9 protein-coding genes are annotated in these 14,283 nt (G+C 66.2%); 6 read left to right on the plus strand and 3 right to left on the minus strand.

Features of this window, described 5'->3' with window-relative positions; translation table 11 throughout:
• Nucleotides 1-6: 6 nt before the first annotated feature.
• The 4 genes from astB to LJ655_RS06260 all read left to right on the plus strand — a co-directional run bounded on the left by astB (nucleotide 7) and on the right by LJ655_RS06260 (nucleotide 4,947).
• Complete coding sequence (gene astB / locus LJ655_RS06245; protein ID WP_230560680.1) at nucleotides 7-1,347, plus strand: N-succinylarginine dihydrolase; 1,341 nt, start codon at nucleotides 7-9, stop codon at nucleotides 1,345-1,347.
• Nucleotides 1,331-2,413: a succinylglutamate desuccinylase gene (gene astE, locus LJ655_RS06250; RefSeq protein ID WP_230560395.1), complete on the plus strand. Its 1,083-nt coding sequence runs from the start codon at nucleotides 1,331-1,333 to the stop codon at nucleotides 2,411-2,413. Before astB ends, astE begins: the two co-directional genes overlap by 17 nt.
• 146 nt (nucleotides 2,414-2,559) lie before the next feature.
• Nucleotides 2,560-3,354 carry an ABC transporter substrate-binding protein gene (locus LJ655_RS06255; RefSeq protein ID WP_230560396.1) on the plus strand — a complete coding sequence of 265 codons (795 nt, stop codon included), beginning with the start codon at nucleotides 2,560-2,562 and terminating at the stop codon, nucleotides 3,352-3,354.
• 240 nt (nucleotides 3,355-3,594) lie between these two features.
• Complete coding sequence (locus tag LJ655_RS06260; protein ID WP_230560397.1) at nucleotides 3,595-4,947, plus strand: EAL and HDOD domain-containing protein; 1,353 nt, start codon at nucleotides 3,595-3,597, stop codon at nucleotides 4,945-4,947.
• Between the two features lie 120 nt (nucleotides 4,948-5,067).
• On the opposite strand, the gene LJ655_RS06265 is transcribed toward LJ655_RS06260, so the two are convergent.
• Both LJ655_RS06265 and LJ655_RS06270 read right to left on the minus strand, forming a co-directional pair.
• Entirely contained in the window at nucleotides 5,068-6,525 is a 1,458-nt protein-coding gene (locus tag LJ655_RS06265; RefSeq protein ID WP_230560398.1) for an HDOD domain-containing protein, read from the minus strand.
• Between the two features lie 95 nt (nucleotides 6,526-6,620).
• Nucleotides 6,621-8,435: a putative bifunctional diguanylate cyclase/phosphodiesterase gene (locus LJ655_RS06270; RefSeq protein ID WP_230560399.1), complete on the minus strand. Its 1,815-nt coding sequence runs from the start codon at nucleotides 8,433-8,435 to the stop codon at nucleotides 6,621-6,623.
• A gap of 355 nt (nucleotides 8,436-8,790) precedes the next feature.
• On the opposite strand from LJ655_RS06270, the gene LJ655_RS06275 reads away from it, so the two are divergent.
• Together LJ655_RS06275 and LJ655_RS06280 are read left to right on the plus strand one after the other, a co-directional pair.
• Nucleotides 8,791-10,092, plus strand: a complete 1,302-nt coding sequence (locus LJ655_RS06275) for an EAL and HDOD domain-containing protein (protein WP_230560400.1) — start codon at nucleotides 8,791-8,793, stop codon at nucleotides 10,090-10,092.
• 174 nt (nucleotides 10,093-10,266) lie between these two features.
• A complete protein-coding gene (locus LJ655_RS06280; RefSeq protein ID WP_230560401.1) occupies nucleotides 10,267-10,830 on the plus strand; it encodes a peroxiredoxin in 564 nt (187 codons plus the stop codon).
• A gap of 142 nt (nucleotides 10,831-10,972) precedes the next feature.
• On the opposite strand, the gene LJ655_RS06285 is transcribed toward LJ655_RS06280, so the two are convergent.
• Nucleotides 10,973-14,281, minus strand: coding sequence for an efflux RND transporter permease subunit (locus tag LJ655_RS06285; protein ID WP_230560402.1), 3,309 nt, complete (start codon nucleotides 14,279-14,281; stop codon nucleotides 10,973-10,975).
• Nucleotides 14,282-14,283: the final 2 nt, after the last annotated feature.

Raw genomic sequence — 14,283 nt, forward strand, 5'->3', positions numbered from 1 at the left:
ACGATGCTGCAAGCCACTGAAGCCAATTTCGACGGCCTGGTCGGCCCGACTCACAACTACGCGGGCTTGTCGTTCGGCAACGTCGCGTCGCAGAACAACGAGAAGTCGGTCGCGAATCCGCAGGCCGCCGCGCGCCAGGGTCTGCGCAAGATGAAGCGGCTGGCGGACCTCGGGTTTCATCAGGGCGTGCTGCCGCCGCAGGAACGTCCGTCGATGCGTCTGTTGCGCGAGCTCGGTTTTTCCGGCGACGACGCTTCGGTGATCGCGCGCGTCGCGAAGAACGCGCCCGAGTTGCTCGCGGCCGCGAGTTCGGCCTCGGCGATGTGGACCGCAAACGCGGCGACCGTGAGCCCGTCCGCCGATACGCACGACGGCCGCGTGCATTTCACGCCCGCCAATCTGTGCAGCAAGCTGCATCGCGCGATCGAACACGAGTCGACGCGCCGCACGTTGCGCGCGATCTTCAGCGACGCCGACCGCTTCGTCGTGCACGAGGCGCTGCCCGGCACGCCCGCGCTCGGCGACGAGGGCGCGGCGAATCACACGCGCTTCTGTGCGCAATACGAGGCGCGCGGTGTCGAATTCTTCGTGTATGGCCGCAGCGAGTATCGTCGCGGGCCGGAACCGAAGCGCTATCCGGCGCGCCAGACGTTCGAGGCGAGCCGCGCGGTCGCGCATCGTCATGGCTTGCAGGAAGCGGCGACCGTGTACGCGCAGCAGAATCCGGAAGTGATCGACGCCGGCGTGTTCCATAACGACGTGATCGCGGTGGGCAATCGCAGCACGCTGTTCTGCCATCAGCTCGCGTTCGTCGAGCAAAGCGCGGTGTACGACGAGCTGCGCTCGAAGCTCGCGAGCCTGCACGCCGAGTTCAATGTGATCGAAGTGCCCGACGCGCAGGTCGGCGTCGCCGATGCGGTGTCGTCGTATCTGTTCAACAGCCAGCTGCTGACGCGCCCGGACGGCAGACAGGTGTTGGTGGTGCCGCAGGAGTGCCGGGAAAATCCGCGCGTGGCCGCGTATCTGGACGAGCTGACTTCGCGCAGCGGTCCGATCGACGAGGTGCTCGTGTTCGATCTGCGCGAGAGCATGAAGAACGGCGGGGGCCCCGCATGCCTGCGTCTGCGTGTCGTGCTCGATGATGCCGAACGCGCGGCGGTCGCGCCGGGCGTGTGGATCAACGACGCGCTGTTCGGCCGTCTCGACGCGTGGATCGAAAAGCACTACCGCGATCGTCTCGCGCCGGCCGATCTGAGCGATCCGCAACTGCTGGTCGAATCGCGCACCGCGCTCGATGAGCTGACGCAAATCCTCGATCTGGGCTCGCTGTATGACTTCCAGCGCTGAGCACGCAATGCCGGCCCCGAGCGCGATGCTCGACGATTTTCTCGCCTTTACGCTGGCGGGTTCGCAGCCTCGCGCGCATGACAGGCGAGGGACGTGCGCGAATGGCGTGCGCTGGACCTGGCAGGATGACGGCGTACTTGTCATCGAGCCCGCGCACGAGCAGGCGGACTTACGCAGCGTGCTCGTCTCGGCTGGCGTGCATGGCGACGAAACCGCACCGATCGAACTGTTGTCGCGCATCGTTGCCGATATCGCGCAAGGCCGCGCCGCCCTCGCGTGCCGGCTGCTAGTGGTTCTCGGCAACATCGATGCGATGCGCGACGGCGGCCGCTATCGTGACGACGATCTGAACCGGCTCTTCAGCGGTCGTCATCTGCAACTGCCGCGCAGTCACGAAGCGCCGCGCGCGGCCGCGCTCGAACAGGCCGCGATGCGCTTTTTCGCGGACGCGTCCGAGGCGCCAGGCGCGCGCTGGCATATCGACATGCATACGGCGATCCGTGCGTCGGTGTTCGAGCGCTTCGCGCTGCTGCCGCATACCGGCAAGCCGTTTTCGCGTGCGATGTTCGAATGGCTCGGCGAGGCGCGCATCGACGCGGTGTTGCTGCACACGACGAAGGGCAACACGTATTCCCACTTCACCGCGCAAGCCTGCGGCGCCGATGCGTGCACGCTCGAACTCGGCAAGGTGCGGCCGTTCGGCCAGAACGATCTGACGCGCTTCGAGGGCGCGGATCTCGCGGTGCGCGCGCTCCTGGCCGGCGCGCGGGTGGACTCGCGAAGCAACGCACCAACCGGCGGCGAGAGCACTTTGCCGCGCGTGTTCACGGTCGTCGATCAGCTCACCAAGCAAAGCGACGCATTCGAGTTGCTGCTCGCATCCGACGTGCCGAACTTCACGCCGCTCGCAAAGGGCACCTTGCTCGCGCGGGACGGCGACTATCGGTACACCGTGCGGCGCGATGAAGAGCGCATCGTGTTTCCGAACCCGGCGGTCAAGCCCGGCCTGCGCGCGGGTCTGCTTGTCGTCGACACCACGGCCGAGACGCTGCGGCGTCTTGTCTAGACAGGTTGCGTGTAAAATCGCGGGCTTCGCGGCTCTCGCATCCACCGATTACGCGGGCCGTGCGAGTCGGAAGCGCGACGGACGCAAGCCGTCCGTGCGTGCCCATCCGGCTCCGTTTTAGTCAACCCCGTAGAGGAACACCCGTAATGAAGATGAATTGGCCCAACATGGCCGCGCTCGCGCTGTTCGCGACGGCGGCGCTGGCGGCAGGCACCGCGTCGGCGGCTGAGATCAAGGAAGTGCGCTTCGGCGTCGAGGCGTCGTATGCGCCGTTCGAATCGAAGTCGCCGGCTGGCGAGCTGCAGGGCTTCGACATCGACGTCGGCAATGCCGTGTGCGCGAAGCTGAAGGCCAAATGCGTGTGGGTCGAGAACTCGTTCGACGGTCTGATCCCGGCGCTCGAAGCGCGCAAATTCAGCGCGATCAACTCGGACATGACGATCACCGACCAGCGTCGCCAGGCGATCGACTTCACCGATCCGATCTACACGATCCCGAATCAGATGATCGCGAGGAAGGGCAGCGCTCTGCAGCCGACGCCTGCGTCGCTGAAGGGCAAGCACGTCGGCGTGCTGCAGGGCACGATCCAGGAAACGTATGCGAAGGCGCGCTGGGCGCCGGCCGGCGTCGACGTCGTGCCGTATCAGACGCAGGACCAGATTTACGCGGACCTCGCGGCGGGCCGTCTCGATGCGTCGTTCCAGGATGCCGAAGCGGCTTCGAAGGGCTTTCTGAAGAAGCCGCAGGGCGCGGGCTTCGAGTTCGCCGGTCCGGCCGTCAGCGATGAGAAGCTGCTCGGCGCGGGTGTCGGTTACGGCGTGCGCAAGAACGACAAGGCGCTCAAGGATGCATTGAACGGCGCGTTGAAGGAGCTGAAGGCGGACGGCACGATCGACCGCCTCGCCGCGAAGTACTTCGACGTGAAAGTCGTCCTCAAGTAACGACGGTGAACGACTGACAACGGCCGCTTATGCGGCCGTTCTGCTTTTTGCGCCTGTCGCAAACGTTCAACAAATATTTCGAGATATTGCCCCGTAAGCTGTTCGCGCCTGATGACGCTGCGATAAAATCGCGAGGCACGCCGCGCCCGATGGACCTTTCAACGTCACGGAAATGCGCCGACGTGCAGCGAAAAACAGAACATAGCGGCCAGGCGCCAGCGGCGCTGAGCGGGGACTGGAATGACCACCATCGCAATCGAGACTCTGAGCCACAGCGGCACGACCGACGACGCGTCGCTGATCGCCAGCTTCGCGCGTCAGCCCATTCTGAATCGGGACGGCATGCTGTGCGGCTACGAGATCAAGGTGCGTGCGCCCGAGCTGCCGCTCGCCGACGCGGACCACACGGCGTCGCGAGCCGACGCCTTGCCGGGCCGCCCGCCAACACCGGCGCAACGCGTCGTGCGCGCGGTCGTGCGCGGTCTCGTGCAGGGCGACGTGCTCGGCGCGCTGACCGGCCATCCGGCGTACGTCGACGTGAGCCGCGAACTGCTGCTCGACGACGCGATCATGAGATTGCCCGCCGAGCGCTTCATGCTCGAACTGCCTTCATCGCTCGAAGTCGACGGCGAGTTGATCGCGCGTATCGTGCATCTGCATGGCCGCCGCTACCGTTTCGCGCTCGACGACGTCACGCTGCCCGACGAGACCTTCGCAAAGCTGCTGCCATACGCCGAAGTCGTGAAGGTCGACGTCGCGCGTGCGCCGCGCGCGCTGCTGCCGAAGCTCGCGAGCGTGCTGAAGTCGGCGGGCAAGCTGCTGCTCGCAGCGGGCCTCGATTCGCAGGCCGACTTTGAAACGGCGCATGAGCTCGGCTTCGACCGCTTCCAGGGCTACTACTTCGCGCGTGCGCAAAGCTCGGCGACGCGCCGTGTCAGCGCGCCGCGCCACGCGCTGCTCAATCTGCTGCAACTGCTCGCGGGAGACCCGACGGTCGCGCAGCTCGAAGCCGAGCTGAAGCTGAACCCGTTGCTCGTCATGCATCTGATGAAGCTCGCGAATTCGAGCGGCCTCGCGGTCGGTCACAAGGTGACGACGTTGCGCGACGCGATCAACGCGACCGGCACCGACCGCATCGCGCGCTGGACGCAACTGCTGCTCTACGCCGACGGCCGCAAGGTCGCGCTCGAGGACGATCCGCTGCTGCAACTCGCGGCCTCGCGCGCGCGCTTCATGGAGCTCGCAATCGAGCGCATGCCCGAGGCGGGCCGCGATGAAGCCGACGCGGCCTTCCTGACCGGTGTGTTTTCGTTCGTCGATGCGGTGTTTGGGGGCTCGCTCGAAAAAACGCTGAACATCCTGACGCTGTCGCGACCGATCCAGGCCGCGATCCTGCATCGCGAGGGCACGCTTGGCGTGCTGCTGAGCGCGGTCGAAGCGCTCGAGAGCGGCGCATGGGAGCGCATCGCGACGCTATGCGAGCGCCTTGCGCCATTGACCGTGGAAGAGGTCGCGCGCATGGGCCTCGCGGCCGGCGCATGGGCCGGCGTCGCGGATCACAGCGCGCATGGGCTGGAGCGGATCGAGGACTGAGCGGTGCGCGAGCGTCGCGAACCTGAAGCTCAATGCCCTGCGCGTTATCACGCAATCGTTTTCGGGCAAACACGGAAGGGATGGAAGTGAAGCAGGGTGATCAACGATCACGCCAGGTCTTCACGTCGTCTCCATTTCCCGCATCTGCCCCTGGCCGAAAAAACGCCCTAACTCCTGCGCCAGTTCGTTGAGCACGCCCATCTCCTTCTGCGAGATGCGGCGCGCCTCCTGCGTATGCGACCAGTCGCCGTACATGAGCGCGACAGTCTGATCGGTTTCGTCGAGGATCGGCAGCAGGACGAACGCGCGCGCGTCGTCGAACGCGCGGCGGAACCACTCGGGCAGCCGCGCGACCATCTTCGGATCGCGCGCATTCTCTATGAAGATGCCCACCGAGTTCGCGATCGCGAGATGAAACACGTCGGGCTCGAACGCGGTGTTGAACGTGAGCCGGGGCAGCGCCGCGTCGATTTTCGGCCCGAGGCCGAGGCGCGCCTTGAAGGTGCCGTTGCTGTGCTTGACGAACACCACGACGCGCGCGAAGCCGAGGCCCGCGAGCACGGTCTCCGCGGCCATCGCGAGCGCCGGTGCGAGCGGGCTGCCCTCGGGCAGGTCGCGCAGGTCATTCACGCCGACCGCGATGCGTGCTTCGGGCGTGAGCGCTTCGCGCGCAATCGCATCGGCATTCGCGCGCAGCTCGACGATTTCTGCCATCACGCCGTCGCCGCCTTCCTCGCGCGCAAGCGCGACGCTCATCTGCAGCAGCACGTCGGGGTCGGTGTTCAACGCGCCGCTGTACTGCTGCGCCAGTTCGCCGATGCGTGCCTCGCGTTCCCAGTCGGGCATGTTTTGCTGCGTGAGCACGTCGGCGACCGCGGTCGAGTAATTGGTGATCGCGCGCAGCCACTGCACCTGGCGCGGTTGCGTCACATCCTGCGGATCGAACTCGCCCATGCCCGAACGGATCGTGTCGGGCAGGCGCCAGCGCACCGCGGCTTCGGCGCCGATTTCATCGAACGTGACGCCGAGCACGAGCACGCACGCATCGGTTTCGAGCGCGCCGCCTTCGATATGGCGGCGAATCTGGTCCCATTCGGCGTCGAGATAGAAAACGACGAGCAGCTTGCCGATCTGCCGCATCAGCGTGCAGACCACCGCTTCCTCGCCGGCGCGCAGGTCGCCGCGCTCGGTCAGCTTGCGTGCGACGCACCCCGACAGCAGCGTGCGGTTCAGTTCGAGTTTCGCGTCGATGCGGCGCGGCGCGCTGTGATGAAAGTGATCGACGATCTTCAGACCGACGACCAGATGGCCGACCGCATCCATGCCCAGCACCATCAGCGCGCGCGACACTGTCGTGATGTTGCCGCCGAACGCCATGTACATCGCCGAGTTCGCGAGCCGCAGCACCTTTTGCGTGAGCGCGAAATCAGACAGTACCACCTGCACGAGGCCGGTGAAGTCCAGGTCGTCGTTGTTCACCGCCGCCATGGTGCTGCGCAGCGATTGCGACAGCATCGGAAAATCGCCGCGCTCGCTCATTCGCGTCCAGAGCCGGTCGAGCACTGCCGCCTTTACCATGTGAGTCCCGCAAAAGCCATACGTGTTCCAGTGAATGCCATGCCGGTCGTGAGCCGGCTTGTTGCGCTGCGTGAGCGTCGCGTCTGCATCGCCCGTTACGCGCTGTGCAACTCGAGCTCGCGCGTTTCGAAACGCTGCGCGAGTTCTTCGGACGGCAGCGCCTTGCAGACGAGCCAGCCCTGAATGTGATCGCAGCCCATCTCGGTGAGCAGCTCGCGTTGCGCTTCGGTTTCGACGCCCTCGGCGACCAGTTCGAGATCGAGCGTCTGCGCAAGGCCGACGACAGCGCTTACGATTGCCTGATCGTTTCGCGAGGTTAGCAGATTCTCGACGAAACTCCGGTCGATCTTCAGCTTCGCCAGCGGAAAGCGCTGCAGGTACGCAAGGCTCGAATAGCCGGTGCCGAAGTCGTCGACCGCGAAGCGGATGCCCATCGCGGTCAGGTCTTCGAGCAAGACCTTCGCGTGCGCCGGGTCGTGCATCAGCAGACTCTCGGTGATCTCGAAGACGACGCGGCGTGGATCGATGCCGGTCAGCTCGATCGCCTCGCGCACCGAATCCTTGAAGCGCGGATCACGGAACTGCTGCGGCGATACGTTGACAGCGACGTACTGCAGCGGGATGCCCTGCGCGTCCCACTGGATCAGCTGCATGCACGCGATCTTCAGCACCCAGTTGCCGAGGAAGTTGATGAGCCCGATCGACTCGGCGAGCGGAATGAACATCGACGGCGGCACGAGGCCGTGCACCGGATGCGCCCAGCGGATCAAGGCCTCGACACCGACCACGCCCCCCGTGCGGCTGCTCGTGATCGGCTGGAAGTGTAGCGAGAATTCGCCGTTGCGTACGCCGTCGTAGAGGTCAGCCTCGAGCTTCAGGCGCTCGGCGTCGGCCGGATTGTCGTCGGGCACGTAGAACGCGAGCGTGTTGCCGCCCGCGGCCTTCGCCTGCAACAGGGCGTGATCGGCCCAGCGCAGCAGATGGGTGTCGATGCCTGCAGTGTCGCTCGCGTGGCGCACGTCCGGGTACAGCGCAATCCCGATGCTCGCGGACAGGTGCACCTGTTGCCCCTTGAACACATACGGCTGCTGGATCGCGGTCAACAGCCGCCGCGCCAGCGCCTCGGCGGCGGCGGCCGCGTCGGTGCGGTTCGCGGCCGGCTTGACGAGGATCGCGAACTCGTCACTGGCGACGCGCGCGATCGTTTCGTTCGGGCTCGTCATGTTCAGCAGGCGCCGCGACGTGTCGCGCAGCATCTCGTCGCCGGCGTCGTAGCCGAGCGCGCGGTTCACGCGTTGATAGTCGTCCAGATCGAGCAGCAGCAGCGCGACCGGCGTGCCGTGCGTGTCGGCCTTTTGCTGAGCGTCGACCAGGGCGTGCAGCAGCCCGGCCTGGTTCGGCAGGCTGGTCAGCCGGTCCAGATGCAGCGCCTGGGTCAGGCGCTCTTCGGTGGCGCACCACGACGACACGTCGAAGCCGGCGATCGCGTAGCCTGCGACGCCGTCGTGGCTGCTGCGCACGACGCGCAGCTCGACCGTGATCGGATAGGTCAGCGACTTGACGAGCCCGAGCGTCGCTTTCTCGACGTTGCCCGAGGCCGCCGCCTGCTTGAGCAGCGCGTCGAGGCGCGGCACGTCGGCGGGCGCGACCAGATCGTGCAGTGTCGCGGTCTTCAGATACTCGCGGTGATAGCCGATAAAGCGCAGGCTCGCGTCGGACACGTAGACGAAATGCAGCGCATCGTCGACGTGTGCGAGCAGGTCGACGGCGCCAACCACCTGTTCCAGTGGGGGCGGGCGGTTCGTGCTGCCCGGCCGCTTGTCGTCCTCGCGACGGCCGAACGCCCGCATCCGGTCCAGGACCGTGCGCAAGGAGCCCCGGCGGGGCGCGGTGATCGTGTTCGCTTCCATGTCTGTCGCTGGCAACCTGGGTTCGTCCGCGGGCGGGGCTGCTTGTCCGTTGGCCGGGGCGGCGGCCAGATAGCAGGCCGCCCCATCAGAACGAGATAACGACTCGCGCGGGAAAATCTTTAGCGGCCGGCGCAGAAAAACATCTTGCAAGCAGGGGCCTGGTGCCCTGGCTCGGGCGATTCGGTTAAAGTGACGCCGCTTTGCGGCCGTTAATACGGCGAATCTCCGTAGTTCCCGGCGACGGTCATGACGTCGCACAGCCTAGCCTTTCCAGACCTTGCACCGATGATCCATATTCGAACGCCCCGTTGTCAGGTCCGCCGGACCTCTTCGGCCCGTCTTGCGGGACGTCGAGGTGCGTGATGCTTCCGCCGCCCGGTTGGCCGGCTTTCCCGGGCACGCGCAGCCGGACGTTGCCGCGCAGTACGTCTACGTCGGCCGTCAGCCGATTCTCGATCGCGACGGCGCGCTCCATGCGTATGAGCTGCTGTTTCGCGCGGGCAGGTACAACTACGCCGAAGTCAACGACGACGCCCAGGCCACCGCGCAGGTGGTCGCGCGCACGATCGGCGGCATCGGCGTGCCGGCCGTGCTCGGCCAGCATCGCGGCTTCGTCAATATCGACCGCGCGCTGCTCTTTAGCGACATCGTCCATCTGATGCCGCCGGAGCGATTCGTGCTCGAAATCCTCGAAACCGTGCACTACGACGCGTCGCTCGCGCGCCGTCTCGAAGAGCTGCGCGGCGCCGGCTTCCAGATCGCGCTCGACGACGTGCACGAGCCGTCCGACGAGCTGAACGCCATGCTGCCCTACGCCGACATCGTCAAGATCGACTTCCTGCAGACGCCGCCCCGCACGGTCGAGAAACTCGCGGCGATGCTGCGCGGCCACGGCAAGACGCTGCTCGCCGAGAAGATCGAGACGCGCGAGGACTTCGCGCTCGCCCACGAGTTCGGCTTCGACCTGTTCCAGGGCTACTTCTTCGCGCAGCCGCAGGTGCTTGCCACGCCGCGCAACCGCTCGCTGCGTCCGGGCCTGCTGCGGCTGCTCGCGCTGCTGTCGGGCGATGCCGGCATCGTCGAGCTCGAGGCGGAGCTGAAGCTGAATCCGAGCGTGGTCGTGCAGCTGCTGCGGCTCGTCAATTCGAGCGCGTTCGGCCTCGGGCGCAACATTGCGTCGCTGCGCGAGGCGATCATCGCGACCGGCACGCGGCAGATCGCGCGCTGGGCGCAACTGCTGCTGTACGCGGACACCGGCGACCTGCCGTGGCGGGCCGATCCGCTCGTGGAACTGGCCGCGACGCGCTCGCGCTTCATGGAGCTCGCCGCGAACTGGCTGCGGCCGGGCGACGACGAATTCGCCGATGCCGCGTTCATGACCGGCATCTTTTCGCTGGTGCACATCGTGCTCGACAGCACGCCCGACGCCGTGCTCGAAAAGCTCGGCCTCGCGCCGCAGATCCGCGAGGCGATCGTCGCGCGCAAGGGCGAGCTGGGGGCGCTGTTGCTGATCGCCGAGGTCGCGGGAGAGGGCGGCGACGCCGCGCCGGTCGCGGCAGCGGCGGGTTTCCCGGCGCTGACGCCCGACGTGCTGTCGGATCTGAACCTGTCGGCGGCGGCCTGGTTCGGCGCACATCTGGCGGAGCCGGTCGCTTGATGCACCGGGCTCGCGCGCCGCGAGCTTTCGATTCGCTTGTGGTTCGCGCGACGTGCTGTCGCTCCGTGCGCATCCGTGCTCCAATAGGGCGTTCAGCGACGGCCGTTGTGACGCCGCTCGAAGCTGTCTTTGATGCACCAGATCAAACGCGTGAGCTCACGCATGGAGAAGCAGATGAAGACAAAACACATCGCGGCGGCGCTGAGCGCCGTCATGGCTTTCGGATTCGCGACGCATGCCCCGCTCGCTTCTGCGGCACTGAAGCCCGGCGACACGGCGCCGACGTTTACCGCCGAAGCCTCGCTCGGCGGCAAGACCTACACGTATTCGCTGGCTGATCAACTGAAGAAGGGGCCGGTGGTGCTGTACTTCTATCCGGCCGCGTTCACGAAGGGCTGCACGATCGAGGCGCACGAGTTCGCCGATGCGGTCGACGAGTACAAGAAGTACGGCGCCACGGTGATCGGCGTGTCGCACGACAACATCGATACGCTGACGAAGTTTTCGGTCAGCGAATGCCGCAGCAAATTCCCGGTCGCGGCCGACGCCGACGCGAAGGTGATCAACGCCTATGACGCGGGCATGCCGATGAAGGCCGGCATGGCGAATCGCGTGTCGTATGTGATCTCGCCCGACGGCAAGATCATCTACGAGTACACGAGCCTGTCGCCGGAGAAACATGTCGAGAACACGCTGAATGCGCTCAAGGAATGGGCGGCCGCGCATAAGGGGCAGTGAGGGGCTGCGCGCGGCATCGCGTATCGCTCGTGCCAGGCTAAATTCTCTTACCGGATGAGATTGCGATGCCGATTCTCGTTGGGTTGATTGCGCTGGTCGCGCTGGCCATCGAGCAGAAGCGGTGAGCGCCGCCTTGATTGCATCATGACGACGTCGGCGCCGCACCACCGGCGCGGCGTGCCTTTCTCGCCTCCCAGCGCACGCGGAAGCGATCCATATACAGATAGACGACCGGCGTCGTATAGAGCGTCAGCATCTGGCTGACGATCAGTCCGCCGACGATCGAAATACCGAGCGGCGCGCGCATCTCCGCGCCTTCGCCGCTGCCGAACGCGAGCGGCAGCGCGCCGAGCAGCGCCGCGAAGGTGGTCATCATGATCGGGCGAAAGCGCAGCAGGCAGGCCTGGTAGATCGCCTCGCGCGACGACATCCCCTGGCGCGACGCCTCGATCGCGAAGTCCACCATCAGGATCGCGTTCTTCTTGACGATGCCGATCAGGAGAATCACGCCGATCAGCGCGATGATGCTGAATTCGGTCTTGAACAGCAGCAGCGCGAGCAGCGCGCCGACGCCCGCAGAGGGCAGCGTCGACAGGATCGTCAACGGGTGGATGTAGCTCTCGTACAGGATGCCGAGCACGATATACACCGCCGCGAGCGCGGCGAGGATCAGGATCGGCTGATCGGACATCGACTGCTGGAACGCCTGTGCAGTGCCCTGGAAGCTGCCGTGAATGGTGGCTGGCATGCCGATCTCGGCCATCGTGTCGTAGATCGCCCGCGTCGCGGTGGACAGCGACACGCCCGGCGGCAGATTGAACGAGATCGTCGACGCGACGAACTGGCTCTGGTGATTGACCGACAGCGGCGTGGTGCCCGGCCCGAAGGTCGCGATCGCCGACAGCGGCACCATCGTTTCCTTCGCGATCGACACAGGCGAGCCCGAGGACGCGCTCGACTTGCCGCTCGCCGCGATCGAGTTGATCGCCTGATTGCGCGCGGAGTCGGCCGCGATGGCGGCTGCGCTCGATGTGGTGGTGGCCGCGGTGCCGCCACTCGCCGCGCTCGTTGTTTTGGACGTCACGGTGCCGGCCGGCGCATTGGTGGTTTGTGCGCCGCTCGCGCTGCCGCCCGAGGTGCTGACGAAAATCTGCTTCAGCATCTCAGGGCTTTGCCAGTAGCGCGGCGCCACTTCCATCACGACGTGATACTGATTCTGCGGGTTGTAGATGGTCGACACCTGGCGCTGGCCGAACGCGTCGTACAGCGTGTTGTCGATCTGTGCGGGCTTGATGCCGAGGCGGGATGCGGTGGCGCGGTCGATCGTCACCATCGCTTCGAGGCCGCCTTGCTGCTGGTCGGAGTTCACGTCCGCGAGCTCCTTGCGCGCCTGCAGCGCCTCGGTGAGCTTCGGCCCCCACTTGTACAGGTCGGGCGTCGAATCGGCGAGCAGCGTGAACTGAAACTGCGCGTTCGATTGCCGGCCGCCCACGCGGATATCCTGCACCGCCTGAAGGAAGGTGCGCACGCCGGCCACGTCGCCGAGCGGCGCACGCAGTTGCTGGATCACCTGGTCGGCGGACAGCTTGCGCTCGTTCTTCGGCTTGAGCGACACGAACATGAAGCCCGAGTTGGTCTGCCGGCCGCCCGTGAAGCCGACCACGCTGTCGACTGCCGGGTTCTTGCCGACGATCGCCATCATCTCGGAGAACTTGCTCTTCATCGCCTGAAACGACGTGGACTGGTCGGCCTGGATGCCGCCGATCAGGCGTCCGGTGTCCTGCTGCGGGAAGAAGCCCTTCGGCACGATCACATAGAGCGCGACGTTCAGCGCGATGGTCAGCAGCAGGACGATGAGAATCAGCAGCGGATGACGCAGCGCCCAGCCGAGCGTGCGCTCGTAGCCGCGCTGCATCGATGCGAAGCCGCGTTCGAGCCAGCGGCCGAAGCGGCCTTCCTCGACCTTTTCGTGCGGCTCGCGCAGCAGGCGCGAGCACATCATCGGCGTGAGGGTCAGCGAGACGATCAACGACACCGCGATCGCGAGCGACAGCGTCAGCGCGAACTCGCGGAACAGCCGCCCGACGATGCCGCCCATCAGCAGGATCGGCAGGAACACGGCGACGAGCGAGATGCTGATCGACATCACCGTGAAGCCGACCTCGCGCGCGCCGAGAAACGCGGCCTTCATGCGCGGCACGCCGTCTTCGATGTGCCGAGAGATGTTTTCGAGCACGACGATCGCGTCGTCGACGACGAAGCCCGTCGCGATGGTCAGCGCCATCAGCGACAGATTGTCGATCGAGAATCCCATCAGGTACATCGCGCCGAACGTGCCGACGATCGACAGCGGTACGGCCACGCTCGGAATCAACGTGGCGCGCCAGTTGCGCAGGAACAGGAACACGACCATCACGACCAGCGCGACCGCGATCACGAGCGTGCGCTCGGTGTCCTTCAGCGATGCGCGGATGGTCGTGGAGCGGTCCGAGGTCGGCTCGATATCGACGTCGGCGGGCAGCGACGCGTGCAACTGCGGCAGCATCGCCTTCACACGGTCGACGGTCTCGATGATGTTCGCGCCCGGCTGCCGGTACAGGATCACCAGCACCGATTGCTTGCCGTTGAAGAGGCCCAGGTTGCGCAGGTCCTCGACCGAATCGACGACCTCGCCCATGTCGGAGAGTTTCACTGGCGCGCCGTTGCGATAGGCGATCACGAGGTCCTTGTACTGCGACGCCTTGCTCGCCTGGTCGTTCGTATACAGCTGCACGCGATTCTCGCCGAACTCGATCGCGCCTTTCGGGCTGTTCGCGTTGGCCGAGGCGAGCGCCGCGCGCACGTCTTCGAGGCCGATGCCGTAATGCGACAGCGCATGCGGCAGCAGTTCGACGCGCACCGCCGGATTCGCCGACCCGCTGACGTCCACTTCGCCGACTCCCTGCACCTGCGACAGCGATTGCTGCAACACCGTGGCGGCCGAATCGTAGAGCTGGCCGGCGGTGAGCGTGCGGGAGGTCAGCGCGAGAATCAGGATCGGCGCGTCGGCCGGGTTGACCTTGTGGTAAGTCGGGTTGCTGCGCAGGCTCGTGGGCAGGTCGGCGCGCGCCGCGTTGATCGCCGCCTGCACGTCGCGCGCGGCGCCGTCGATGTCGCGGTTCAGGCCGAACTGCAGCGTGATGCGCGTCGAGCCGACGGAGCTTTGCGAGGTCATCTCGGTCACGTCGGCGATCGAGCCCAGATGCCGTTCCAGAGGGCTCGCGACGCTCGTCGCGACGGTCTCGGGGCTGCCGCCCGGCAGCGTCGCCTGAACCGAAATGGTCGGGAAGTCGACCTGCGGCAGCGGCGCGACCGGCAGCTTCGTGAACGCGAAGATACCGGACAGCGCAATGCCGATCGCCAGCAGCGTCGTGGCGACCGGGCGGGAAATGAACGGACGCGACAGGTTCATCG

Source organism: Paraburkholderia translucens (assembly GCF_020881035.1).
GTDB lineage: Bacteria > Pseudomonadota > Gammaproteobacteria > Burkholderiales > Burkholderiaceae > Paraburkholderia > Paraburkholderia translucens.

Excerpts from the sequence above, each read along its gene's own strand:
- astE (WP_230560395.1), top strand. The coding sequence starts at position 1,331 with ATGACTTCCAGCGCTGAGCACGCAATGCCGGCCCCGAGCGCGATGCTC.
- LJ655_RS06255 (WP_230560396.1), top strand. The coding sequence starts at position 2,560 with ATGAAGATGAATTGGCCCAACATGGCCGCGCTCGCGCTGTTCGCGACG.
- LJ655_RS06260 (WP_230560397.1), top strand. The coding sequence starts at position 3,595 with ATGACCACCATCGCAATCGAGACTCTGAGCCACAGCGGCACGACCGAC.
- LJ655_RS06265 (WP_230560398.1), bottom strand. The coding sequence starts at position 6,525 with ATGGTAAAGGCGGCAGTGCTCGACCGGCTCTGGACGCGAATGAGCGAG.
- LJ655_RS06270 (WP_230560399.1), bottom strand. The coding sequence starts at position 8,435 with ATGGAAGCGAACACGATCACCGCGCCCCGCCGGGGCTCCTTGCGCACG.
- LJ655_RS06280 (WP_230560401.1), top strand. The coding sequence starts at position 10,267 with ATGAAGACAAAACACATCGCGGCGGCGCTGAGCGCCGTCATGGCTTTC.
- LJ655_RS06285 (WP_230560402.1), bottom strand. The coding sequence starts at position 14,281 with ATGAACCTGTCGCGTCCGTTCATTTCCCGCCCGGTCGCCACGACGCTG.